Origin of the sequence: Bacillus sp. MUM 13, assembly GCF_001866725.1 — a bacterium.
Classification (GTDB): domain Bacteria; phylum Bacillota; class Bacilli; order Bacillales; family DSM-1321; genus Peribacillus.
Map to the genome: position 1 here is coordinate 12447 of NZ_MLYQ01000056.1, position 23743 is coordinate 36189.

The window sequence follows — 23743 nt, forward strand, 5'->3', positions numbered from 1 at the left end:
GTACCCTGGATGGTAATGCTAAGTGAGAATAAAAGGATACTGTGGGAAACCACTTTAAAGAAAGGAAACTATATATGCAGGAAAATCAAAATAAAATGAAAATTTTACTTAATAAAGTTCCACAAGTGACAATTTTCTTTTGGATCATCAAAATTTTATGTACAACTGTTGGTGAAACATTTGCTGATTTTATCAATTTCAACATTGGACTTGGCTTAACTGTTACTACCATTATTATGGGAGCTGCATTTTTTATCGCCTTGTTTTTCCAATTTAAAGTACACAAGTATGTTCCAGTGATTTACTGGATAACAGTTGTTTTAATAAGCGTATTTGGAACATTGGTAACAGATAATTTGACAGACAATATGGGTGTACCGCTTGAGGTCAGCACTGCCGTTTTCTCAGTGCTGCTGGGACTGACTTTTCTCTTATGGTATCTTAGTGAAAAAACCTTATCGATTCACTCGATTTTCACTAGAAAAAGAGAGGTTTTCTACTGGCTTACGATCCTTTTCACCTTTGCACTTGGAACAGCGGTCGGAGATTTATACTCCGAACAACTTGGTTTTGGTTATCTTTACACAGGAATAGGCGTTGTTATTATTATTGCTCTTGTGTACTTAGCATATAAAATTTTGAACCTTGACGGAGTATTAGCTTTCTGGATTGCATATATTTTGACTCGTCCGCTTGGAGCATCAATTGGAGATTACCTGTCTCAATCAAAAGTAAATGGCGGATTAGGGCTCGGAACAACCTTTACGAGTGTGATTTTTCTTATCGCTATATTAGCAATCATCATTTTCCTTGCAGTTTCAAAAATTGATACGAATGCTGCAAGTGATATAGAGGAAACAGACCAAAATAAGAAACATGTACGAACACAAACGATTGTTGTACTCGTGATTTTCTTAGTTGCTGGTATAGGCGGTTATAACTGGCGCAGTAATAATCTTGCTTCACAAGGTGCAAAAGAGCAAGCTACATTAGCTGGTCAATTAAATGATTTTATTAAAATTGAAAATGATATGCTAAATGCAGTAAATAAAAACAACTTTTCTTCGGCAAAAAAAGACGCTGACCATTTGGAAAATCAGTGGGATACACAAGAACCTAAGCTTAGAAGCATTGATAGCACTACATGGACAAAAATTGATGGAACCATTGATTCTGTGCTGGCAGCGGTTCGTTCCTCAAAACCTGATGTTAATAAAAGCAAAACAGCACTTACTCATTCACTTAGTGTCTTAAAAACTGCAAATAAATCAACATCAAAATCTGGTGCTTCACAAACTACATTATCTGGACAGTTAAACAATTTTGTGAAAATCGAAAATGATATGCTAAACGCTGTAAACAAAAACGACTTTTCTTCAGCAAAAAAAAGCGCTGATACTTTGGAAAATCAGTGGGATACAGAAGAACCTAAGCTTCGAAAAATCGATGGCGCTGCATGGACTAAAATTGATGGAACAATTGATGTTGTATTAGCAGCAGTCCGTTCATCGAATCCTGATAAAAACAAGTGTAAAAAAGCACTTATCAACTCAATTAGTACTATAAACGCAGCAAACAAATAATAATCTTAGGAACCGCTATTCACGGTTCCTTTTTAAATAGAACTCAGATTAAACTGTGCTTCGTTAGTGATACAAGAGAAAGAGCCTCCTCTATTACACCTGTTAAACTCCGCCCGGTTAGTGCAAAAGAGAAATTTGATGGAAATTTTTTTTAACCCTGGATAATCAACCGAGTGTCTCCTGCACTATCTTGTCAGTGGAAAAACGGAACAACCCCAGGGCTACGGTATCAGCCTTTACTTCTTAAATACTAACGGACTATTAATTTTAGGATTTTCAATATCTTCAAGGTAGTAAGGGAAGCAGTTTTTTCGGTCATCCCATCTATCACCATATCTTCATTTATAATGTATGGTATTCTTTTTCCTTTAAGAATATCCGCCCTCATCAAACAAATAGGAACCCGAAGCACCGATCCTTTTTGAGCTATGCACCCTTTAGCTATTTTCTTCTATACCGTATCAGTGCTACAATGAACCTCAACTAAACCTGATTTAACAGAAAGTGTACTATAGACATTTTATATGTTTAAATTAATATCTGCTTGGTCCCCTTTTGCAGCTTTTCTTCCTTTATAAACTCTAAAATAAATCAAATAGTGCTCTATTTACAAAAATAGCAAAAAGGACAAAAGTTGTCCTCTTGTCCTTCTTTCATTTATTATTGTAGTGATAAACACTTAAATTATATTGAAGATATATAGGAAGCGGGCTATCGCCTTTTCTAGTTCAGGTAAATAAGAACGATCGGCCCTTGCTGCGATTGATAAATGGCTATTCTCTTATCCATTTCCACTTCCATCTAATACAAATGATTGAGCAATCTCCCCATGTACACCTGCAGCTGCTTCTCCAAAATATATATAGCCTTCATTAGAAGCAGTTGTATTAACTTATCCTTTAAATCTGTAGCCTGCTCCCCTAATCGTTTCAATGTATTGAGGAAAAGAAGAATCCAATTCAATTTTTTCGCGAATTTTCCGAATATGAACGGTCACTGTGGAGACATCACCTATTGAATCAAAGCCCCACAAACTTTCAAATAATTGCTCTTTACTGAAAACACGGTTCGGATGAAGGGCTAAAAATGTCAGAAGATCAAACTCCTTCGTGGTTAAAATCATTTCATCACTGTTAACAAATACCCTTCTTGAATCCTGATCAATTCTTAAACCACGAACCATAATACTGTCACTCAACAAATCCCTGCCAATGAGCCGGTCATATCGGGAAAGATGTGCCTTGACTCTTGCGACAAGCTCAGAAGGACTAAATGGCTTAACAATATAATCATCGGCGCCTAATCCGAATCCGCGTATTTTATCAATATCCTCTTTTTTTGCTGATACCAAAAGAACAGGGATATCTTTCTCGATTCGGATTGCCTTACAAATTTCAAAGCCGCCCACACCAGGAAGCATAAGATCGAGTAATACTAAATCAATTTCATCCTTTAAGGCAAGATCTAGTCCATCCTGGCCTGTTAAAGCAATCTCCACTGAAAAACCCCCTATTTCTAAGTAATCACGTTCCAGTTCTGCAATGCTTTTATCATCTTCAATTATTAAAATCCGTTTCACTTTCCACACCCGCTTTTTCTAATGTAAATATAATCGTCGTTCCCTTCCCTTTTTTGCTTTCTGCCCATATAGTACCGTGGTGTTCTTCTATTATTCTTTTTGCAATAGATAATCCAAGGCCGCTGCCGCCTTTTTCTGTTCCCCTAGCTAAATCTTCGCGGTAAAATCGATCAAAGATGAACGGCAGATTCTCCTCCTCAATCCCTGGTCCGTTATCTTCCAATGAAAAAAGAAGTTGGGAATCTGTAGCGGAAAGGTGAAATGAAAGCTTCTTGTCTTCTTTATTGATATACTTCAAGGAATTTTCTACAATATTGGTAATGACCCGCTTTAAGCGTTCCCAATCTCCATTTATTAAATAATTCCCATTTTTTTCAATTATCAGTTCCACTTGCACATTGATTTCCTCGACTTCGAATCGAAGTTCTTCGACATAATCCTCGAGATACTTCTCAAAATAGATTTCTTCAAAGTGAAATGGAAGACGATTTAAATCTAATTTCGAATATAAGAAAAGCTCGTCAATCATATGATCCAAATCGACGGATTTTGAATAAATCGTCTGAAGGTAACGATTTATTTTTTCCGGGTTATTTGCTACACCATCCTGAATCCCTTCAACATAGCCTTTAATCGTTGTTATCGGTGTTTTAAGATCATGTGATATATTTGCCACTAGCTCTTTCCTGTTTTCTTCATATTCAATCTGCTTTTCAATCGATTCTTTTAATTTAATTCTCATTTTCTCAAAACCCTGGGCTAACTGACCTAATTCATCTCTAGACAGAGGTTTTATTTGAACATTCAGGTTCCCTTCTTCCATCTGCTGCGCCGCTTTTTGCAATGCTCTAATGGGTACAAGGATGCTTTTAGAAACGAAAAAAGTAAGCAATCCATTTGTAATTAGTAAGATGATAATTAGACCGGCAAATAAAATCGGGAAAGATGAACGAACAAATTGCGCAAGGCTGTTAGCGTCCGTAACAAAAAACAGGGATCCCTCCGTATTATCAGGGTAAAAGAAATCAAGTTTTTTTATTGTGACTACTTGATGATCGATTATTTCAACTGGGTCAACATCACCAGATATTCCGAACAAAGCGAGTTCATTTTTTTCTACACTTTTTAATGAATCCGAATGAAAAATAATGTTTTTTCCCTTTCGTACGATAAGCCTCTGTCCATCTGTTTTTCTTAATTCTCTATCAACTTGCCTTAAATACTCCTGATTTGAAAACTGTCCCGGATTTGTTAATGTTTTCACATGCAAATCAATATATAATTGATCTATTTTTGAAATTCCATGTTGTTGTTCCGGGGGTAAATAGAAATCCTTCAGCTCCTTAATATCTCCTTTAAAAAGCAGTGCTACTAATAAAGCTGAAATAACAACAAAAACAATCGGGATAAAAATCATGGCAAGATAGGATATTACAAGTCTAAGACGAATAGACATCTTTTCACTGCTTTCTAGTTAAATTCTTTCTGCAGAAATATAACCAATCCCAAAGGACAAGGTACAAATAATAGTGAATAAAGCTTTTTCTCCAAGATTGTTATAATAACGCTGCTATTCATCTAGCCGCTATAAAATGGCTATGCCCTGTTTAAAAAAAACGAGCAACATGGCAGCCATGAAGGATAATTATGAAGCAATCCATGAACATAAAAATCTCTAATCAAATAGATTTTGCTTATAGAGAAGAAATGCATTCAATTTAACGATAAATTCCCATAGGGTTATTTTCTTCTTTTTTTCCAATTGATTACGAGGTAAATAACGGTTAGGATTACTGCAGCAATAATGGCTGGTGTTACATATGGTGCTGCAGCATGATTAATTTGCTCCCATTTTGTTCCAAGGGTCGTTCCGAGGTAAATAAATAATATAGACCAAGGTATAATGGCAAGAATGGTGTAGAAGCTGAATTTTGCAAACGACATTTTCGCAATCCCTGCTGGAATTGAAATAGCGTGTCTTACAACCGGGATAAATCTCGCTGTAAAAATAACTCCAGCACCGTATTTATAAAACCACTGCTCAGCTATTTCAATATGTGAAGAACGAATAAATAAGTATTTCCCATATTTTTCAATAAATGGTCTTCCTCCATATCTTCCAATCCAATATAGAAACCATTGTGCTATAATACCGCCTATTGCACCTGCCAAAACAGCACCTAAAAATGAGATTTTTCCAATGGAAATTAAATAACCCCCATATGCTAAAACTATCTCACTAGGAATTACTTCTACCATAAGACCAAGTGTAATACCTAAATAACCTAGTTGTGACAGCCAATCGAATACAGTTTGTATGAAGCCCGACATAAAACACAACCCTTTCTGCTTTTTCTTCCGATTTTCCGTTTTATTACAGTAAATAGAACCGATATTACTTGTTTAATTTTCACCAAGGTTTAAATCCTATAAACTGATTCAATTATTTTTAACTTCACTTATAATTCGTCAATTCGAACACAATCCAACTCTGTGTTTGAAATTTCTCTAAAAACCTCTTTTAAAGCTTGTATTGTGTAAGTCGGGGCATCCTCATCTGCACCAAATGTTTTTCCGCAATCATGCAGGAGAATGACACTTCCGTTTTTTATATTATCAAGCAGCCTCTTTTTGATTTTTTCACTTCCTCCCCTACTGCGCCAATCATCCGCCATAACAGACCATAGAACGATCTTATACCTTGTCAGCAGAAAAAAATCAAATACATTCATTAATCCCCAAGGAGGACGATAATAAATGGGCCTTTCGCCTGTTATCTTTTCAATCATGGATGCACTTTTCTCTAAATGACACCGAATCGTCCAAGGATCCAGCAGCCAGTTGGATTTGTGAACGTAATTGTGAAGCCCTATTAAATGCCCCTCTGCATGCATTCTTTCGATTAATTCTGGGTACTGTTCCGCTTTATAACCTACAACAAAAAAAGTTGCTTTAATATGATTTAATTTTAATAAGTTCAAAAGCTGGGGGGTATAAATCGGATTGGGACCATCGTCAAATGTAAAAGCTAACTTTGCTGAGTGTCTTTTTTGCTTTATTACACCAATACTAAGTATTCTAGTAAGGAAATACGGGATAAACCAGTAGATCATTAATAACAGCACTAGAAACAGGATAAGTTTTATCAATAGATTCACCTCCCTCTCACTTCCTTATGAACCAATTGAATAAGAATATTCTAGTAAACTATTATTTTCCGCTATTGTATTTACAATCACATCTAAAGATGCAAATGATGATTCTTTCGGATGGAACTTTTTTGAATTTTCCCTCATTTCCTGTAATCGTTCTGGATGATTAAGTAAGTCTGATAATCCTTCAGTTAAATCTGAATAGTTTTCTGCGTCAATTGCTACTCCTGAATGTACTAGAAACTTAACATTGTCCTGTTCCTGGCCAGGAATCGGTTTGTATAAAAGCATAGGCAATTCCATCGCAATTGCTTCAAATGTTGTGACTCCTCCCGGTTTGGTGATCATGAGATTCGAAATCGCCATTAATTCATGAACATAATGAATATAACCAGTAAGATGATAGCAATGCTTTGAACCCTTTAATCTTTCCTTCAATTGCATAAAAAGTTTATTATTATGACCGCAAACAAAAACAAATTGTACTGGCTGCGGCAAAGCTTCCAGCTTCTTAATAATGGCATTCCCATTACCAATTAGCCCCAATCCTCCACCCATCACTAATACCGTTGGCATGTTAGGCATTAATCCATACTTTTCAGTAATTTCTTCTCGTTTACATTCCTGAGAGAATTGCGGACGAATCGGAATCCCTGTATCCGCAATCCGTTCCTCCTTTACACCTAATTGTATCAATAAATTCCGAACCTCATTTGAACCAACAATATATTGATCTGTATGGGGATAAATCCAGCAGCTATGATCAGTATGATCTGTAATAATCGTTACTGTGGGAATGTTTGTTACTCCATATTCTTTTATTTTCGACATGACCGCTGCTGCCAATGGAAATGTACTGACTATTACCGTTGGCTGTATTTCTTCAATTAATTTAAGTGTCCCTCCAACGCCTGAAGAGAACATAGTTTTCATGATTTTCGTTAAGGGATTCATTCTTCGTGTTTTTTGGAACAAATATCCATAGATCATTGGGAATTTTTTCACACCTTGTAAAAATAAAAAACGGCTAACTTGATTGAAATGCGGATGAACGGATTCCATTAAATCGCATATTACAGGTTTTAATTCAGGAAAACGAATATTTATGGCGTCATTTAGAGCCTGAGCTACTTGAGTATGACCCTCACCATAATTCCCTGTCAAAATTAATACTTTTTTTCTCATTGATTTCATCTCCTAATGACGTCTAAACAGTTTAAGAACCCTGGTGTTCTGCAGTATAGTAAAAATAGCCAACTATATATGTTGTCCGCATCTTTAATTATGAACTTAACCAATAAGATCCAGAATCATAACGAAAAGCTCTAATTAATAATTAGCTGCTCATGACATTAATACATGATATGGATGATCAATACTATGAATATCTGAAGAGTTTCTGATATCAAATCATCCTTCGTTATAATAGGCATCAGGATTCTGTTTTTTTAAAAAAACATGTGATACAACAGGGAACATATCAATAATTATTAAACGCCAAGGCCCCATCCTTATAACAGAGGTATATTTATGTTAAGAATATATACAAGAACTAAGCCGTGTATGGAACAACATACCTTTTTAAACGGAATCGATTTGTTTAAACTAGTTGTTAATATATGGTCACCCTGATATGGTGTATTGATATACGGATAAATTCACATAAGACCTGGTATACTTAGCAAAAAGCAAAAGCAGGCCTTTGTGCCGGCAATTTTCTTTCAATTTTTTTGCCTCCCTTGTTGGCCTATAAGTATCTTACAAAAAAGTTCTTAAGGAAAAATAATGGTTTATCTAAAGATTTTCTTAATACTCTGCGAAGAACTTCAGAAAATCTTCAGATTTTCTACTATTTTTTCTTAAGAGGGATGGAGTAAAATTTAAGCATTAGAAAGGAGAGTTTATATGTCCGGGGAAGCCATTCTAATTATTGATGATGAAAAGGAAATTCGAGATTTAATTGGTATCTATCTTACAAACGAGGGTTACCAGGTTCTTAAAGCGGGTGATGGAATAGAGGGATTGAAATATCTTGAAGAGAATACCATTCATTTAGTCGTATTAGACATAATGATGCCGCATTTAGATGGAATTCAAGCATGTATGAAAATCAGGGAAAGCAGGAATGTTCCTATTATTATGCTTTCGGCAAAATCACAAGATATGGATAAAATTATGGGTTTGACTACCGGTGCGGATGATTATGTAACAAAGCCATTTCAACCATTAGAATTAGTAGCACGTATTAAGTCACAGCTTCGTCGGTATCTCCGGCTGAACCAAACGGATGGGTACTCCCAATTAAATAATATCAACCAAATGGATGCCATTACGATAGATGATCTATCGATAAATGTTACTACCCATAAAGTCTTGGTTGAAGGGAGTGAAATAAAGTTAACCCCAAGGGAATTTGCCATATTAGAGCTATTAGCCAGAAACCCGGATGTCGTGTTTAGTTCTGAAAAAATTTATGAACAAGTATGGAATGAGCCGTTTTATGAATCAGAAAATACAGTAATGGTTCATATTCGGAATTTGCGTGAAAAACTAGAAAATAATCCACGGAAACCACGTTATATAAAAACTGTTTGGGGGGTCGGCTATAAATTTGAACAATAAAATAGAGACTCACCAGTCTCCCAAAAAAGGTGGATTTTTAAAAAAACTGATTCAACCTATAAGAACAAGTATTAGGGTACAAGTAATTTTGGCATTTGCTATTTGTATTCTTGTATCCACCCTTGTTGGTTTTGCCTCTAGCCCCTTTTTCGTAAATACTGATCGCCATCTTGATTACACGGAAGGGATTATTTCAATCGATGAAAGAGCCACAGAATTAGAAAGACAATTTCAACAGATGGATCAAGATATAAACGACCTTATCATTGAATTGGGGAATGAAAACCAGGTATTCAAAGATAAGTTTCTAAACTCTTCTCTCCCAAAATCCAGAGAAAGCAAAGATTGGCTATCTGTTACAACTGATGAACATTCTATCTATCATTTAACAAGAAGTGATTTAATTAAGTTTTTAATTAATAGTCCTAACCAGCCAAAAAATCTTAAGGTAGTTCTTACCAATCGAGATGGAGCAGTTCTCAATAAATCTAAAGGAGTAAGCGATACCAAAATAAATCTTCAAGCTGTGAAAGTAAACGCCAAAAAAAAATTTGCAGGAAAGGAAAATGAAAAACCCCCTACTATTACAAAAATATATCCAATCAATTTATCCGGTGGAAAATATTACCTAATAGTAACAGGTATTCCTAAATCTACAGTGTTTTATACGAATGAAACAGGAGTTACTCCTTATATTCTTGGTCTAATTATCTTTATTATTTGTTTTTATTTGATTACACAGCGAAAAATGAAGGAAATTGAGGAAATTGCGCAAGGATTAATGGAAGTAGCAAAGGGGAATTTACACTATAGGATCCGGCAGAAGAGTATGGATGAACTTGGTTCACTTGCATCTAACATTAATTACATGGCGTATGAATTGAACGCAATGATTGAAAAGCAAAGACAGAATGAAAAATTGAAAGACGAACTGATTACAAATGTCTCACATGATTTACGAACCCCCCTTACTTCCATTATGGGTTATCTGAGATTAGTGAAGGATCGGCAATATCACAATCAGACGCAATTAGATGACTACGTAGATATTTCTTATGGAAAATCAGAACAATTAAAAAAGTTAGTAGAGGATTTGTTCGATTTTACCCGATTAGCTAATAAGGGAGTTCAACTAAAAAAAGAAAAAGTGAGTCTAAATCAAATGCTTAGACAATTAATGGAGGAACTTGTCCCAATTGCAAAAGAGTATAATGTAAGGTTTATAGAAGAACTTCCAAGTGAGCCCATAATGATAGATATCGATCCTGATCAAATGGTTCGGGCAGTGGAAAATGTTTTTAGTAATGCGATAAAATACAGTACCTACCCCGGAACAATTCATGTTCAGATGAGCAAAAACAATAATTATGTACAAATTGCGGTATCAAATCCATGTGACTCCATTTCGGAAAAGGAAGTAGAAAGATTATTTGAACGGTTTTATCGAGTAGATAAGGCGCGCACATCTAATAAGTCAGGAGCAGGACTCGGGCTTTCGATAACAAAGGGTATAATTGAACTTCATGGCAGGACAATCCATGCTGAATATAAAAATAATTTAATTCAGGTAACCATTAATTTACCTTTTCATTAAATAGCAAACATAATAAGCAGCAAATAATCTTTTTATATACTGCAAAACTTAATAGAAAAAATATATCTTTACAACAAACACCAAACTGAGTGTAAAAGCTAACCTAAAAGTTTACCACTCTGCTGATGTAAAAGGTGACCACCTCTTAATGCTATTTGAATTAAAAAATACTTTAGCAGCCTACAAAAACGGAGTAAAGGCTAATAGCGGTTCCTTTTTAGATGGTGATTTTATTAAACTGTCTCGTTCGCTCAAGCACTGTCACATGTTTTATTTTTTCCCGCTGTAATCGGAATAAAATACCCCAATTATATTGGTTACTCAGAATTATCTCTTATTATTGGGGTATTTTAAACCGCTTATATGGTGTATATCAGCTCCGATGATGACAAACCTGGCTGACTAATGATCTTTAACTAAATCTAAAACTAATATGTTCAGAGTTTCCTTGCATAAAAAACCGTTTTCTTTTTACCGCTTGACTTGTAGGCCAAATGAATGTAATTCTTCCTTAGTACGCTTCACACTGAAACTTTACCAGGGCTGTTTTTATCTATAATGGGCAACGGGAAGGCCAACACTGGTATTACCAAGTCCCCTTTTACCTTCTTTTAGTTCCATAGCTTCGCTTGTTATACATTTTACATGAAATGTTTAGTGTACAAGATCTAACTTCCACGCACCATACATCTACCCGCTTCTGAAATTAAAGGTCCTATAAAAAAAGAGCAACCAGTAAAAACTGGTTAACTCTATAATACGAAGGAACCATTTGCCAACAATACCCAGTTAACAATGTTTCTTCCGGCAGCTTATATTATCTAATATCCTGCAAAGGACTCATATCAGAAGGATAGATTTTATTTCCTTTGATTATATATTCGTGACAGCTCATTAATGCCGTTTTTAGTGATTCAGGCACTCTCTCCGAATCATATGCACAAACTAAATATAATCCCCCTTCATTGACTAATCTGTCTGCTTCCTTTTCAAACTCTTCTAATATTGCCAATATACTTTCTTGTTCATCATGCCATTCAACATGAGCCCAGGTTCGGAAAGATAAACCATTGTCATAAAAAGGTTTTAAAATATTATTCAGATAAGAAAAAATCACATGCGGCTGAAAACTTCCATTTGAACAGTAGTAGTCAAAATTATTAATAGTATGAACATGGGACATCTGTTGCTTGGTTAAAATACCTTTTAATTGCCTATTTAATTGAAGGATTATTTTTTCACTTTCTATAATTAATATGTGGTCATCCTGCTCAATCCCTGACCGAATGTACGATATAAGATTATTTAAATATGATTGTTGTTCGGTAATATAATAAAAAATATGTACGCTTTTATTATCTTTAATTATTTGAGAAAATTCCTTTTGCAACTAAATCACTCCTATTTGGTACTTACAATCATATCATGATGGAGTTAATATAACTATGTTTACATTCACGTAAAATCCATTTGAATACAGCACTTTATTTTTCAAGGAAGACCTACGCTAGCATAACAAATATTATATTCATGCAATTTTACCCCTGTATTTCAGCGAACGGAAAAGTTGCGATGGCAACCATGTATGCATCCTTTAGTTTAAAAAACTTATTTAAGTTTTTACAATATAAATTATCATTTTGTATAATAAGAAGAAGGAGACGCAAATATATTCTCTTTTACTTACGATTGAGTAGTTTTTCAAGTAAATGTTACCATTTAATTATCTTAAGATAGTTACAACATTGCTATGTAAGAAATAACGCAATATAATATATTTACAATTATCAGGTAAATATCATTCATCAAAGGGGACTAGGGTATTGGAAACATTACAGATAATGGGCACAGAAATTGAATCCTTTATTCACGAACATGGGGAAACATTTGAGCGCAAGTTGCTTTCGGAAGCGGTAAATGTCTCAACAAAAATCACGGATATTTTAAATCAGGGAAACATTGATTTGTTAAAAAATGCCCGGACATTGATTTATTATGTAATTAACCAGAAAGATCAAGATTTAGTGGCGTTCGCTAAACAGGAAGGCATCGCTTGGGCGGAGCATGCATTAACACTTGAGTTAAAATTAGAATGGGTTCAAGCCATCAGAAGAACCTTATGGCATTTTGCAGGTATTCTTGATGAGGAAAAAAAGATAACGAATGACCGGTCAGAATTTTATACTTTAGAAAAAAACATCAATGATAATATTGACAGGTTCTTAAATAACTTCTTTCTTAACTATGCCAAATACAAAGAGTCGGTATTTTTAAAACAAAGAGAAATGGTGGAGCACTTATCAGTTCCGATTATACCTGTCAGCGGTAACGTTTCTGTTTTACCGCTTATCGGGACAATAGACTCCTACAGAATTCAAATAATAGAAGAAAAAGTTTTAAACGATATAGCAAAATCAAGAATACAGACACTTGTTATGGACCTTTCAGGTATTGCCATGATGGAACGGGATGTCATAAATCATTTTGAAATGATATTGGCTGGTGTTAAAATGATGGGCTGCAAAACAGTTCTTACTGGCCTTCGTCCTGAACTCGTTAGAAAAATGGTGCATGCAGGAGTGCGTTTTGACGAAGATGCAGATACAAAAGGTACACTACAGGAAACTTTAAAACAATATCTATGAATAAATATCAATGGCCGTTTGCAGCGGTCTTTTTTTGTTTTTTCCATTGTTAAAGTGGCGAGTGAAACCATTCCCTCTTCAGCTCACAAGCCACTGTCAGAACCATACCTTATAAAGATAATCCACAATTTACTCTGTATTGTTGTATAAACAACAAAGCAGAGTAAATTAACTAGTTCATTATCTTGTTTTAATTATTTTAATCCTAAAAATTATTAACAGGTGTTGTTAAAAGATTAATTGTAGTTTTTTAATGCCTATGGAAAGGTCTTATCCTTATAAGACTTCAAAAGCCAAAACACATTCTGATGTTTAAGGTAAGATAAACAAAGGAATAAGGGATAAGATTGTTTTTATAAGAAGAACTGCAGAGATTTTAGTTTATGGGAGGTTATTTTCAATGATAAATGTAAAAGCAAGAGCTGTAGATGGTCCGGACAAATCATTTCGTAAAGCTGAGATTCAAAGACGGGATCTTGATTCACATGATATTTTAATAGAAATTAAATTTGCAGGCATTTGCCATTCAGACATCCATACCGCACACGGCGAGTGGGGCCCTGTAAACTATCCGCTGGTACCTGGACACGAAATTGCAGGAATTGTCACCGATATAGGAGCCAATGTGACAAAGTATAAAGTTGGAGACCGGGTTGGTGTCGGATGTATGGTAGATTCCTGCGGTGAATGTGAGAATTGCAGTAAAGGTGAAGAACAATATTGCCTTAAAGGAAATGTTCCTACTTACGCCGGCGTAGATAAATACGGCGAGCCTACTCAAGGCGGTTATTCTACACACATTGTCGTTGTTGAAGACTTTGCAGTGAAAATTCCTGATAGCATTCCACTTGATGCTGCAGCTCCATTACTTTGCGCAGGTATAACTACATACTCGCCTTTAAATCATTGGGGAGCCGGTCCCGGAAAGAAAGTAGCAGTTGTCGGAATGGGCGGCCTTGGCCATATGGCAGTCAAAATTGCACATGCCATGAGTGCTGAAGTCACTGTGTTATCACAAACGCTGAACAAAAAAGACGATGGCTTTGAATTTGGTGCAGATCACTATTATGCTACAAGCGATCCGGAAACATTTGAGAAACTTGCCGGAACGTTTGACTTAATCATTAATACGGTAAGTGCAAAGATTGACATTAATGCTTATTTCTCATTGTTAACACTTGATGGAACACTGGTTAATGTCGGTGCTCCCGCAGAGCCATTGCCAGTAAATGTGTTTTCTCTCATTGGCCACCGCCGTTCCTTTGCGGGTTCAATGATTGGAGGTATCCGTGAAACTCAGGAAATGCTGAACTTCTGTGCTGAACACAATATCGCCCCGAAAATTGAAGTCATTTCGGCTGATCAAATTGATGAAGCTTACAAGCGGGTATTATCTTCTGATGTGAAATATGATACCAGCACAATCTGATTTAAATAAGACAAGGAAATGTTAATTATAATTGATAGGCACTATTCCAAACTTGTCTGTTAGATTATTAGAAAATCCCCCCTTTTTCACAAGGAGGGATTTTTCGATTGACAAATATTGTTTATAAGAGTTGTGTTTTTGGAAAAGAGGAAAAACCTGCTTTAACCATTGATGTCTTCTGCTTATTAAATATTGAAACTGGCGTCCCTTAGCTTAATATGCTTGCCTGCGGGGTCTCACCTTCCCAGTCTCGCGCCTTACACTCCAATCAACCCGGCAACGGAATCGGTTCACAAAACATATTAAAGTACAACAATCTTTAAGAAAAGAGCCTATAATAAAAAGAAAAGAAGGGTAATGTTACTGCCGTTCTCTAGTTTGTTTATATTTATTTCTGTTATTTTATTTTAAAGACAGACACCGACTCATTTAACTCTTCTGCTAAATTAGCCAATGAATGTGATGTTGCTGCAGTTTGTTCGCTTGCTGCAGCCGATTCTTCACTAGCTCCTGCTATACTTTCAACTGCTTTCATAGCCTCAGCGGAATGTTCTGACTGCTTTATACTGGCTGAAGCAATATTTTCAATTGCCCTCAGCACTTCTGTTGACTGTGCTGACTGTTTATCACTTGCTGATTGTATTTCTGCTGCTTTTACTGAAATCTGGACCACCATATTTGCGATAGTATTGAATGCCTTCCCAGTTTCTTGGGAGTTATCAACCTCTTCTTTCACTGCTTTAACACTGCTTTTTGTGCTGTTCTGAATACCTTTTATTATTTCTGAAATTTCCTTAGTTGCCTCGCTGCTTTTTTCTGCAAGTTGACGTACCTCATCTGCTACAACGGCGAAACCTTTGCCTTTTTCACCTGCACGTGCTGCTTCAATTGCAGCGTTCAGCGCCAGCAGATTTGTCTGGCTGGAAATACCTTCTATTACCTTGATAATATCCCCAATCTTGTTTGCATCGTTTTCAAGCAGAAACATCTTTTCACTTACCCCTATCATTCCATCAATAGAAGTTTTAACAACTACGCTGCCATTTTCTGATTGTTCGGCTAAAGCCTCTCCTATTATTGCGGTTTCTTTTGCCTTCTTAGCAACTGAGTCTATTACTATGTTTAACTCCTTGAAAAGTTGCTCCATTTTTTGTGAATCCTTTGATTGGCCTTCAGCACCGTTTGAAATCTCCGCAAATAATTCAGTGATTCTCTGAGCATCATTTGCCTGAGTAGATGCACCGCTTGCTATTTCTTCAGTTGTAGCTGAAATTTGTTGAGAAGAAGCAGCAACACTTTCAGCAGACTGAACGATGCTTCCAACTGTTTTACGCAAATCTATTATCATGTTATTAATAGAGTTAGCCAAAACTCCTACTTCATCCTTGCTAATGATATCCGTTGTTTTAGTTAAATCCCCCTGTGCTACATCACCCACTAAATCAACAACCCTTTTAAGAGGTCTTGCAATGAATTGGGAAAGTATATATCCAAAAATTATACTGAATAATACCGCAATTATGATAACAGTAATTGTGGCAGAACGAGCAGAACTGTAAAATGCATTAGAATCATCGGCAGACTTTTTACTCAAATCAATGTTAAATTTGATTAAGTCCCTTATACCATTTTGAACCTTATCCCCTGAAGCTTTAAAATCAGGAGCCATTTTCAAATAGCCGTTAATATCATTGCTATACCCCAATTTAATTGCAGCTTCTAAATAGGTATAATAATTATCTAAGGCAGGCTTCAAATCATCGAGACGCTTTTGCTCTTCAGGTATCAAAGTTGTATTTTCATAAAAATGAATATTGTCTTGAATTTCCTTTTGTACTTCTCTTATTGTTTTCTGGAACTCATCTTTCTTTTCAGTTGTTTTTGCCACCATGACTAAATCACGAATGCTTACTCTGATTCTCTGATACGCAGTTTCAGTAGAACCTAGTTTACTAATAGGAATAACCCGTTCTTTATACATGAAGTTTAGATTGTCATTTGATTTGCTTAAGTTTGTTAAACCATAAATCCCAACTGCGCCTAGAATAATACTCATTAATACAAATGATGAAATTAACTTTACTGAAGTTTTAAGATTAATAAACCATTTCATGCTCATTTCCCTTGCTTTCCCGAATGTTTTATCTCAGTTGACCTTCAAGAGACCATATGTGACTTACATTATGTACAACTTTTTCAGTCCTGCTACCAACGGAAAGTGAGATTAAATTTTCCATATCCTTCAAATAAAATGACCCGACAATGGAGCATATAAGATCATCAAATCTGTTTGCATAATTAATAAAAATTAGAAATACTATCATTAGGTATTTTTCCGATATTCTAATATCTCTTATCAATATATCGGTATCTAACAATAATATTAAAGAAACATTTGTATAAATGTGCAAAATCCTTAACTCCAACTGGGACATCCGCTTTTTCCGATTTGTTTGCCTATTCCCTGGAGTGTCTTTGAAGCATTTTCACTGTGGGTTAGGCGTATTGTTTGCTGTAGGTGTTGAATAGGATATTCGCTGGCTACCTGCCGATGAATCTCTCTGCACCCTTTCATTAATAATTATTTGATTGATAGAAGAATTAAAAAATACATCCTTATAATTATCACTATTATTAAAAGACACTATATTTTCTTTTTTCTCAAAAATACATACATCTTCACACCTCCTCTTAATTTATTTATAAAGTTTCTAAACTAGTTGAAATTTCATTATCTATACCAGTGAATCCCCATTCCTTTTCTACATTAGAATACCAAACATAACCGGGATGGAAGCTTATTGGTAAAGCTGCAACAATATCTGACCTGTATATTCGGCTTGTGTCTGCAAGCCAAAAATTAATTTAGACAGACGAAAGGTGAGCCAACATCTTCTGTAAGCCCACCCTGTCTATTTCCATGCTTCTCCATTGCTCTTTTTCCTTCATCTGAAAATATGGATCAAATTCTTTTTTTATTAATGCGGTAACGCCAACATGTTGAAAATTTCAGATACTAAGTAAGCAATTTAAACTAAAAAAGTTGATTCCTTAAACTGCAGGAATCAACTTTTTTAGTTTGGCTTGTTCAATTAAGCACTGTTGATGGAGAATATTCACACTTCAAATTCTTTAATTTTAGCGTTTGGACTTAATACTTTTTCCGGTACAAATTCTTCTGGTTGTTCTCCGCTTTTCACTTTATTTGCCCAGTCATAGTTAGCAAGAGCCCCACGACCTAAAGTGATAACATCTGCTTCACCTTTTTCTATAATCTCTTTTGCTTTTTTGGGGTCATGAAGGCTTCCGTTTGCGATAACAGGTAATTTGCCATACTTTTTAGCTAACGCTGCAAGAGTAGGTCCATCTCCAAAGGCTGAATCTGTTGCGTTTGTTCCTTCACCTTCAGGGAACGCAGGCTGCCATGCTTCAAATTCTGTCACATGGATAAAATCTAGTCCTGCTTGTCCTAGCTGACCAAAAATAATTTCGGCATCTTTTTCTTTATCGGCCCACTTATGATAATAGTCATTTATTTTCCCCTGAGAAATTCTAATACCAACTGGAAAATCATTTCCAACTGCTTCGCGCACCGCTCTTGAAACTTCCACCAATAAACGAACACGATTTTCTGTAGTGCCGCCATACTCATCTGTTCTTTTATTTGCATAATCTGTCAAGAACTGATCAAGAATATACCCATTGGCCCCGTGAATTTCAATTCCATCAAAACCAGCCTCTTTAGCATTCTTTGATGCCTCAACAAACCCTTTAATTATCTCCGTAATATCCTCCTTTGTCGCTTCTTTTGGCAATGGGAATGTTCCATCCCCGCCATAAACTTTCATTTGCTCTCCTTTTGGTTGAACTGCTGATGGTCCTAACGTGTCACTTACAAATCGGTTTCCTTGAGATAAGGCACCCGCGTGCATAAATTGAACAAATATTTTTCCGCGCTCTTGATGAACAGCATCCGTAACCTTCTTCCAAGCCTGTACTTGTTCGTTGTCTATGATACCGGGTTGATCAAAATATCCTTGACTATAAGTATTATCTGGATATGTTCCCTCGGTTATGATTAAACCAAATCCCCCCCGAGCAAATTTCGCATAATAAGCAGCCATTTGGTCAGTCGCTACTCCTTCTGGTGTAGCACTTGTCCGTGTCATTGGGGCAACACCCACCCGATTGTCTAGTGTTATGCTGCCTAATTTCACCGTTTCAAATAGTACCTCTTTGCTTGTCATAATATAAACTCCTTCCATATTCAAAATCATGTATAGTATGTTCCATTGTTGAATTAATTAACAGCCTTCAATACCGCAGGCCATGCCTTCCATTAAAATAACAGGCTTTTGTTTATCCAATTCATCCATTATTATTTGTTCCAAAGTTTCTTTTGACCGTAATCCCGCGATAGTCGTATCTCCAATAACAAATGTCGGGACGGCGGTAATATCCGCTTCATCATAAGCATGTTTCAATGCTTTTTTGTGCGCTTCTTTGTATCTTCTTGTTGTTAAAGCCTCCCGATACTCCTGTTCGTCCAACCCTACTTCACCAGCTAATTTTGTTAGTACATCAATGTTACCAATATCCTTTTCTTCCTGGAAGAAGGCACGCAGCATACGGTCATTGTATTCATTACCTTTATCTTTTTCCTTTGCATATTGATACCCTTCAAAGGCTAAATGAGTATATGGCTGAGGGGACACTCTCGGAAGGACTATGTCAATCCCCATCCGTTCGGCCATTGGATAAACGGACTGTTTCCATGTGCTTTGTAAATAATGTCCTTCTGGCTTCAATGTTTCATTTGGATATGGACGCAGCTCATATGGCATCCATTCCACTTCCACATCTTTTCCTTCTATTGCTTCTACAAAAGGCTTTTCTGCTAAAAAACAAAAAGGACATACATAGTCTGAATATACCTTTATCTTTACGGTCATGGTTACAGCCTCCTTTTTTACAATTTGTGTTGCATACATGACAACCCTCATTTTTAGGGCGGAAACTAATCACATCAAACAGACTTTGTTTCTGTGTACTCAACTATTGTAATTCACCACAATAGTTTAGTAAAATAGATAGAAATGAACTATTAGTTCGCTAAAATTGAACTAAGGAGGATATAGTTATATGGAGCTTCGTCATCTTATCACACTCAAGACAATTGTAGAGAGGGAAGGATTTAAAAAAGCGGCTGAACATCTTGGTTATGCCCAATCCTCTATAACAGCTCATATTAAAGAACTGGAGGAGGAGTTAGGAAAGCCATTATTTGACCGTTTAGGAAAAAAAGTTGTTTTAACCCAATATGGTCGTCACTTTCTTCCTTATGCTGCAAAGATTATAGACCTATATTCCCAAGCGTTAAATACAAATGAAGAACCAACAGGTGATCTGACCATAGGGATATCGGAATCACTTACTATTGGCCGAATTCCATCTATTCTTCTCGAATATAAAAGGACTTACCCAAAAGTTAATCTTTCACTCAAATCAATAGAAAATTACCAGGTTGCATCAAGTCTTCAAAATGGGGACATTGATTTAGCTCTAATATTAGAAAAAGATGACTGGTCTCTTCCTGAGCTTCATTGTGAAAGACTGAAAAGAGAAAGAATGGTTTTAATAAGCCCTCTAAAGCATGAAAATACAAAGACTGTTTTATATACGGAAAGGTCATGCAGTTATAAGTCTGTTTTTGACCACTATATAAACTTTAAACAAATGGATGTAAAAGAAAGTTTAGACTTTCAGAGCATTGAAGCAATTAAACAATGTGTTAGAAGTGGATTGGGAATTTCATTGGTACCCTATTTTTCTGTAAAAGAAGAATTGGAAAGCCAGAAATTGCATGGGGAGGAAGTAGAACCAGAACATCCAGCTATTTCTACTTTCCTTGCGTATCATAAGGACAAGTGGCTTTCTCCATCAATCAACAGTATGATTGCTTTAATAAAGCGTCACTCTGCAAAATGGGAATAATAAAGGTGTTTCTGGCATTTAAATGATCCTGGTTTTGGGAGTATGTTTGATAATCATTTTGATAGAGCTTTATGTATTGGATGAAACGTACAGGGAGAATGCAATCTGATATGAAATCTGAGTTTCCTTGACTTTTATCGGATTGTTGATTATTAGCCTTGAAACCTATGGTCTTGGAAAATTAATTATGTTCCACCAACTATCTTGAATGGTACATCCAATTTAACAGCCTTACTGTTAACAATGGCTATGTTCGGGCTACCAGCAAGAATTGCATTCAAAAGCACTACGTCCATCTATCGCTATGTTAATAACATCTACACTAATATCATTCATTCCATTTTTTACTTTAAACCAAAATATGCAAGTTTTTATTCATTTCTTGTATATTTTCGGTTTTTTTACATAAAAAAACAAACTGCCATAAACAGCATTGTTTCATCGCCAAATACAATAAAGGAGCTTCCTGTTAGAAGCTTTTTCAACCATCTGCTAGCCCATTTGGTGCTAACAAGTTTCTAATCCTATAGCGACAATTGCTGCGTTAAAAAAACATATTCAACCAATTTCATAACATCTCACTCGAAACATAGAATATTTCTTACTATAAACAAATCAGCTAAAATTATTTACAATACAGGAATATTAACTTTTATCCAGATATACTCCTTCATATCCTTTATACGCTAAATCATTGCAAGAAAAAAACCACAAGTTTTGGCTACTTGCGGTTTAACCCCCTATTTTTGGAACGAGTGCTATTTAACAGGCACACTCTTATTTACAGGAATATCCATCACATTCTCCATATAGTTTTTACCCCATTGATACATGGAATCGAGTATCGGGATTAAGCTTTTTCCATGTTCGGTCAATGAATATTCCACTTTAGGCGGAACAACTGGGTATACTTTTCGATTAATAATCAAGTCTTCTTCCAGTTCACGCAACTGGTTAACCAGCATCCTTTGAGTGATCCCCGGCATAAGAGCCTTCAATTCACCAAATCGTTTTGTTCCTTCTTTTCCTAGATGCCACAATATAAGCATTTTCCATTTACCTCCGATAACGAAAAGGGTTAATTCCTTTTCACAGTTAAACACCTTATCCTGCATTCGCGACATTTTATTTCACCTCCATTGCTTTTATCATCAATAGTATACTTTTTAGCACTATGTAATATAAAAGTGCGTACTTTTATTATAACATCATACATTGTATACTTGCATTTGTTCAGCGATAGGGAACACCATTGATCCTTATTGCTGGTACAGATAATCCAATATGGAAATATTACCGTAATGGTACTATATGCTTTGGAGATAGTATTACTGTACGACAATCTAAAAAAATTATAGGAGTGAATATAAAATGGAATTACAATTAGCATTAGATTTAGTCAACATCCCACAAGGAATAGAGCTTGTTAAACAAGTTGAGGAACATATTGATATCGTAGAAATCGGTACGCCGGTTGTTATTAACGAAGGTCTTCATGCTGTAAAGGCAATGAAAGAAGCCTTCCCTAATCTAAAAGTATTAGCTGACTTAAAAATTATGGATGCCGCTGGGTATGAAGTTATGAAAGCATCTGAAGCTGGCGCTGATATTATTACGATTCTAGGTACAGCTGAAGACGAGTCCATTAAAGGTGCAGTGACAGAGGCTAAAAAGCAAGGTAAAAAGATTCTTGTTGATATGATAGCTGTCAAAGACCTTGCTGGACGTGCTAAAGAAGTGGATACAATGGGTGTGGACTATATTTGTGTTCACACTGGCTACGATCTTCAAGCAGTTGGAAAAAACTCCTTTGAAGATTTAAAAACCATTAAAAGCGCTGTAAAAAATGCAAAAACTGCAGTGGCAGGAGGCATAAAATTAGAAACACTTCCAGAAGTAATCAAAGCACAACCAGACCTTATCATTGTTGGCGGTGGTATTACTGGACAAGCAGATATTAAATCTGCAGCAGCAAAAATGCAACAAATGATTAAACAAGGTTAATGATCACTATTCAGACTTCTCAATATTTGGCTGCAGATGGCAGCAGGATCTGTTGAAGACCCTTATCCTCCATCAAATCCGCGAAAAGTATCAGCGGAAGAAATGAAAATACTTTACTTTTCGGCCTTTAAAAGGCCGAAAAGTAAACTTTAAAGGGTATCCTGTATTAATTGGAGTTAAAAATACTAAAAAAATGGGTGAACATCATTGATGAATAAAATTGAAACAACATCAGTACAGAAAGCAATAGAATCACGATACAGTATTCGTAAATATATTCAACAGCCGATTGACCGTGAAGACCTAATAAACATATTTGAACTTGTTCGTTTATCACCAAGTGCATGGAATCTTCAACCTTGGCGTTTCCATGTAGTTACAAATGAAGATGTTAAACAAAAACTTGAAGAGGCTGCTTATGGGCAAAAGCAGGTTACATCTGCTCCTGCTGTAATCGTTGTAACAAGTGATATGGAAGATGTATTGGCGAATTTATCAGAAACTGTACATCCAGATCTATCCGAAGATCGGAAAGCAGAAGAAGTAGCCAATTTGTCAGCTTTCTTTAATGGAATGAGTGTTGAAGAACGCGGGCAATGGGGATTAACACAAACAAATATTGCGTTCGGCATCCTAATGATAGCAGTTCAAGGAATGGGCTATGCCAGCAATCCAATGCTAGGTTTTGATCAAGACAAGGTAAGAGAACTATTAAATCTTCCTTCTCACGTAAAATTTGCTGGAATCCTTCCTATTGGAAAACCAGATGGTGAAGGGTATCCTCATCACCGATTTGATTTAAACAAAATTGTTACTTTTCAATAATAGGTATAGTAAATGAAAGGGTTGGAGAGATTTCTCCAACCCTTTGTTGATTAGATGTAATGTTTTCATTTTCAACTAATTTAAAAAAACTGTAAATGATATTATCCCCTCCAAGTGAAATCTATCACCATTCCAAATCTAATGTTAAATGAGGATACTAAATTAGGTATAAAATTGAGGGGAACATTTGTTAACTCCATTCAATGATTTATGAGAGCCTTTTGGCTTTTTTTTATTTTGAAAAATTTTAAATTTGTATATTTGTGTTTGGCTGCCCTCCCCTGCCATACAGATATTATTTCTATTAGGATCATGG

The 23743-nt window shown here is 35.7% G+C and carries 18 protein-coding genes and 1 pseudogene; 8 read left to right on the forward strand and 11 right to left on the reverse strand.

Annotated elements, in window-relative coordinates; translation table 11 throughout:
• Window positions 1-74 precede the first annotated feature (74 nt).
• On the forward strand, window positions 75-1583 hold the full coding sequence (locus BIV59_RS14485) for a COG4705 family protein (protein WP_071352185.1): 1509 nt from the start codon (window positions 75-77) through the stop codon (window positions 1581-1583).
• 892 nt (window positions 1584-2475) lie between these two features.
• On the opposite strand, the gene BIV59_RS14490 is transcribed toward BIV59_RS14485, so the two are convergent.
• From BIV59_RS14490 to BIV59_RS14510, 5 genes are all read right to left on the reverse strand, one after another.
• Window positions 2476-3162 carry a response regulator transcription factor gene (locus BIV59_RS14490; protein WP_071352186.1) on the reverse strand — a complete coding sequence of 229 codons (687 nt, stop codon included), beginning with the start codon at window positions 3160-3162 and terminating at the stop codon, window positions 2476-2478.
• Complete coding sequence (locus BIV59_RS14495) at window positions 3140-4618, reverse strand: sensor histidine kinase (RefSeq protein WP_071352187.1); 1479 nt, start codon at window positions 4616-4618, stop codon at window positions 3140-3142. The genes BIV59_RS14490 and BIV59_RS14495 overlap by 23 nt, the downstream gene beginning before the upstream one ends.
• Window positions 4619-4902: 284 nt before the next feature.
• Window positions 4903-5493 carry an undecaprenyl phosphate transporter UptA gene (uptA, locus tag BIV59_RS14500; protein ID WP_071352188.1) on the reverse strand — a complete coding sequence of 197 codons (591 nt, stop codon included), beginning with the start codon at window positions 5491-5493 and terminating at the stop codon, window positions 4903-4905.
• Between the two features lie 128 nt (window positions 5494-5621).
• Window positions 5622-6320 (reverse strand): polysaccharide deacetylase family protein, encoded by a 699-nt coding sequence (locus tag BIV59_RS14505; RefSeq protein WP_139194380.1) that lies wholly within the window; start codon window positions 6318-6320, stop codon window positions 5622-5624.
• A gap of 15 nt (window positions 6321-6335) precedes the next feature.
• Entirely contained in the window at window positions 6336-7499 is a 1164-nt protein-coding gene (locus BIV59_RS14510; protein ID WP_240501913.1) for an MGDG synthase family glycosyltransferase, read from the reverse strand.
• 720 nt (window positions 7500-8219) lie between these two features.
• Between BIV59_RS14510 and BIV59_RS14515 the strand changes: the two genes are divergently transcribed.
• Together BIV59_RS14515 and BIV59_RS14520 are read left to right on the forward strand one after the other, a co-directional pair.
• The gene (locus tag BIV59_RS14515) at window positions 8220-8936 is read left to right on the forward strand and encodes a response regulator transcription factor (RefSeq protein ID WP_071352190.1); all 717 of its coding nucleotides are present in this window, start codon (window positions 8220-8222) and stop codon (window positions 8934-8936) included.
• On the forward strand, window positions 8926-10530 hold the full coding sequence (locus tag BIV59_RS14520; RefSeq protein ID WP_071352191.1) for a HAMP domain-containing sensor histidine kinase: 1605 nt from the start codon (window positions 8926-8928) through the stop codon (window positions 10528-10530). The genes BIV59_RS14515 and BIV59_RS14520 overlap by 11 nt, the downstream gene beginning before the upstream one ends.
• Before the next feature lie 817 nt (window positions 10531-11347).
• Here the strand turns inward: BIV59_RS14520 and BIV59_RS14525 are convergent.
• Window positions 11348-11920 carry an MEDS domain-containing protein gene (locus BIV59_RS14525; RefSeq protein ID WP_071352192.1) on the reverse strand — a complete coding sequence of 191 codons (573 nt, stop codon included), beginning with the start codon at window positions 11918-11920 and terminating at the stop codon, window positions 11348-11350.
• A gap of 451 nt (window positions 11921-12371) precedes the next feature.
• On the opposite strand from BIV59_RS14525, the gene BIV59_RS14530 reads away from it, so the two are divergent.
• On the forward strand, window positions 12372-13175 hold the full coding sequence (locus BIV59_RS14530; RefSeq protein WP_071352212.1) for an STAS domain-containing protein: 804 nt from the start codon (window positions 12372-12374) through the stop codon (window positions 13173-13175).
• Window positions 13176-13575: 400 nt separating this feature from the next.
• The gene (locus BIV59_RS14535; RefSeq protein ID WP_071352193.1) at window positions 13576-14604 is read left to right on the forward strand and encodes an NAD(P)-dependent alcohol dehydrogenase; all 1029 of its coding nucleotides are present in this window, start codon (window positions 13576-13578) and stop codon (window positions 14602-14604) included.
• Between the two features lie 397 nt (window positions 14605-15001).
• On the opposite strand, the gene BIV59_RS24455 is transcribed toward BIV59_RS14535, so the two are convergent.
• From BIV59_RS24455 to BIV59_RS14555, 4 genes and pseudogenes are all read right to left on the reverse strand, one after another.
• A complete protein-coding gene (locus BIV59_RS24455) occupies window positions 15002-15592 on the reverse strand; it encodes a methyl-accepting chemotaxis protein (protein ID WP_481747436.1) in 591 nt (196 codons plus the stop codon).
• Window positions 15593-15946: 354 nt separating this feature from the next.
• Window positions 15947-16723 (reverse strand): annotated as a pseudogene (locus tag BIV59_RS24460) (MCP four helix bundle domain-containing protein); the annotation flags it as partial.
• A 997-nt stretch (window positions 16724-17720) separates the two neighbouring features.
• On the reverse strand, window positions 17721-18851 hold the full coding sequence (locus BIV59_RS14550) for an NADH:flavin oxidoreductase (RefSeq protein ID WP_071352196.1): 1131 nt from the start codon (window positions 18849-18851) through the stop codon (window positions 17721-17723).
• Between the two features lie 57 nt (window positions 18852-18908).
• Window positions 18909-19556 (reverse strand): DsbA family oxidoreductase, encoded by a 648-nt coding sequence (locus tag BIV59_RS14555; RefSeq protein WP_071352213.1) that lies wholly within the window; start codon window positions 19554-19556, stop codon window positions 18909-18911.
• Between the two features lie 190 nt (window positions 19557-19746).
• Between BIV59_RS14555 and BIV59_RS14560 the strand changes: the two genes are divergently transcribed.
• Window positions 19747-20598, forward strand: a complete 852-nt coding sequence (locus BIV59_RS14560) for a LysR family transcriptional regulator (RefSeq protein WP_071352197.1) — start codon at window positions 19747-19749, stop codon at window positions 20596-20598.
• A 758-nt stretch (window positions 20599-21356) separates the two neighbouring features.
• Here BIV59_RS14560 and hxlR read toward each other — a convergent pair.
• The gene (gene hxlR / locus BIV59_RS14565) at window positions 21357-21722 is read right to left on the reverse strand and encodes a transcriptional activator HxlR (protein WP_071352198.1); all 366 of its coding nucleotides are present in this window, start codon (window positions 21720-21722) and stop codon (window positions 21357-21359) included.
• 247 nt (window positions 21723-21969) lie between these two features.
• On the opposite strand from hxlR, the gene hxlA reads away from it, so the two are divergent.
• Both hxlA and BIV59_RS14575 read left to right on the forward strand, forming a co-directional pair.
• On the forward strand, window positions 21970-22602 hold the full coding sequence (gene hxlA / locus BIV59_RS14570) for a 3-hexulose-6-phosphate synthase (RefSeq protein WP_071352199.1): 633 nt from the start codon (window positions 21970-21972) through the stop codon (window positions 22600-22602).
• A gap of 210 nt (window positions 22603-22812) precedes the next feature.
• A complete protein-coding gene (locus tag BIV59_RS14575) occupies window positions 22813-23427 on the forward strand; it encodes a nitroreductase family protein (RefSeq protein ID WP_071352200.1) in 615 nt (204 codons plus the stop codon).
• Window positions 23428-23743 lie beyond the last annotated feature (316 nt).